Below are 2,160 nucleotides of genomic sequence, written 5' to 3' on the forward strand. Positions count from 1 at the left end.
GTGCAGATCGGCCTGGTGCCCAACACCGCCTGGCTCAAGGGCAGTGGCGTGGAGCTGTCGCCGCGTGGCGAGATCATCGTCAACAGCCACGGCCAGACCTCGGTGCCGGGCGTGTTCGCGGCCGGTGACGTGACCACAGTGCCCTACAAGCAGATCGTGATCGCGGTGGGCCAGGGCGCGACGGCGGCACTGGGCGCTTTCGACCACCTGATCCGCACCTCGGCGCCGGCCGAAGCCTGAGGCACCGGAGGCCGTCGCCCCCACGGGCGGCGGCTTTTCTTCCTGCCACGCGGTCTTTACGCTAACGAGAATCATTCTCATCTATGATCGCCCGTCACCATCTGGAGGTGCACGGTGAGCGATCAAGACCAACCCGACCCCGACAACCTGGCCCGTGAGCATTGCGCGCTGATGAGCGCCTACGGCAGCGTGCAGCGCCGCTGCAGCCGGCTGCTCGATGAGCAGGCGCGGCAGCTGCGGTGGCAGGAGCGCGAGCTGATGCGCCTGCGCGCGGCCGTGATCGTGCGCGACAGTGCCTTGCAGTGGGCGCAGCAAGAACGCGCCGAACTGGAAGCCGCGGTGCCCGGCCTGCCCAGCCGCCGCTTCCTGGCCCGCCAGGTGGACGCGCTGATGGCCCGGGTGCAGGTGCTGCTGCGCGAGCGCAGCGCCTGGTCGCAGGCGCTGCCGCCCGTGGTCTACGGGCACAAGGCACGGCCTTGAGGCCGATGCACGGCATGGGGTTACGCTGGCAGCCTGTCGTTGCCGGAAGCGCCCCATGTCCACCTCTGCCCTGCTGTCGTTGCTGAAAACCGCGCTGCCGCTGATCCAGGCGCCGATGGCCGGTGCCCAGGGCAGCCGGCTGGCCGCGGCGGTGTCGCAGGCCGGCGCGCTGGGCTCGCTGCCCGCGGCCCTGTTGCCGCCCGACGCACTGCGGGCAGAACTGCAGCGGCTGCAGGCCACCGGCCTGCCCTACAACGTCAACTTCTTCTGCCACACGCCGCCGGTGAGCGACCCGGCACGCGATGCAGCCTGGCGCACCCGGCTTTCCCACCGCTTCGACGCCGAGTTCGGCACCGACCTGCGCCATGCCCCCGGCGGTGCCGGCCGCCTGCCCTTCAGCGCCGAAGCGGCCCAACTGCTGGCCGAGTTCAGGCCGCCGGTGGTGAGCTTCCATTTCGGGCTGCCGACGCCGGCGCTGCTGCAATCGGTCAAGGACTGGGGCGCGGTGGTGATGTCTTCGGCCACCACGGTGGAAGAAGCCCGCTGGCTGCAGGCGCATGGTGCCGACGTGGTGATCGCCCAGGGCCTGGAAGCCGGCGGCCACCGCGGCCACTTCCTGGACGACGACCTGACCCGCCAGCTGGGCCTGATGGCGCTGCTGCCGCAGGTGGTGGATGCGGTGACGGTGCCGGTGGTGGCCACCGGCGGCATCGCCGATGCGCGCGGCGTGCGGGCCGCGATGGCCCTCGGCGCCAGCGGCGTGCAGGTGGGCACCGCCTACCTGCTGTGCGACGAGGCCGACACCAGCGCCGTGCACCGCCGCGCGCTGGCCGGCCCCGAGGCCGCCCATACTGCGCTGACCAACGTGTTCACCGGCCGGCCGGCGCGCGGCGTGCTGAACCGCGCGATGCGCGAGATGGGGCCGCTGGCCGACGATGCACCGCGCTTTCCGCTGGCCACCAGCGCCCTGGCGCCGCTGCGCGCCGAGGCCGAAGCCCGGGACAGCGGCGACTTCTCGCCGCTGTGGGCCGGCCAGGCGGCCGGTCTGGCGCGGCCGAAGACGGCGGCGGCACTGACGCGGGCGTTGGCCGCCGGCCTGGCTTGACCACGCCGCAGGTCCGGGCCACGGCCCGACCGGTCAACCCAGGTGCTCGGGCCCGAAGCTGTGCGGCAGCAACTCGGCCATGGTGGCGCGCTGGCGCAGCACGGCGCCGCCATCCGCGGCCACCGCACCCGAGAGCACCGGTGCTTGGCCGCCCGCGAACTCGCGCAGCTTCTGCCGGCAGCCGCCGCAGGGCGTGATGGGCTGGGCGCTGTCGGCCACCACGGCCGCCGCCATCACGCGCCGGCCGCCGGCCATCACCAGGTGGGCCAGGGCCACGGCTTCGGCACACAGGCCTTCGGGGTAGGCCGCGTTTTCGATGTTGGCGCCCAGGTGCA

The 2,160-nt window shown here is 73.1% G+C and carries 4 protein-coding genes; 3 read left to right on the forward strand and 1 reads right to left on the reverse strand.

All coding sequences use genetic code 11. The features are described from left to right. From ABNT58_RS02180 to ABNT58_RS02190, 3 genes are all read left to right on the forward strand, one after another. A partial coding sequence (locus ABNT58_RS02180) for an FAD-dependent oxidoreductase (protein WP_348751874.1) occupies nucleotides 1-240 on the forward strand: 240 nt, incomplete at its 5' end. Between the two features lie 114 nt (nucleotides 241-354). After that, nucleotides 355-720, forward strand: coding sequence for a hypothetical protein (locus ABNT58_RS02185; protein WP_348751875.1), 366 nt, complete (start codon nucleotides 355-357; stop codon nucleotides 718-720). Between the two features lie 55 nt (nucleotides 721-775). Next, nucleotides 776-1,825 (forward strand): nitronate monooxygenase, encoded by a 1,050-nt coding sequence (locus ABNT58_RS02190; protein ID WP_348751876.1) that lies wholly within the window; start codon nucleotides 776-778, stop codon nucleotides 1,823-1,825. Between the two features lie 33 nt (nucleotides 1,826-1,858). Here ABNT58_RS02190 and ABNT58_RS02195 read toward each other — a convergent pair. Then, nucleotides 1,859-2,160: cytidine deaminase (locus tag ABNT58_RS02195; RefSeq protein ID WP_348751877.1), on the reverse strand; the 302-nt coding region annotated here is incomplete at its 5' end.

This window comes from uncultured Aquincola sp., assembly GCF_964001545.1.
Taxonomy (GTDB): domain Bacteria; phylum Pseudomonadota; class Gammaproteobacteria; order Burkholderiales; family Burkholderiaceae_C; genus Aquincola.

Bases quoted from the DNA above. Each gene is read 5' to 3' on its own strand.
- ABNT58_RS02190 (WP_348751876.1), top strand. From the start codon at position 776: ATGTCCACCTCTGCCCTGCTGTCGTTGCTGAAAACCGCGCTGCCGCTG.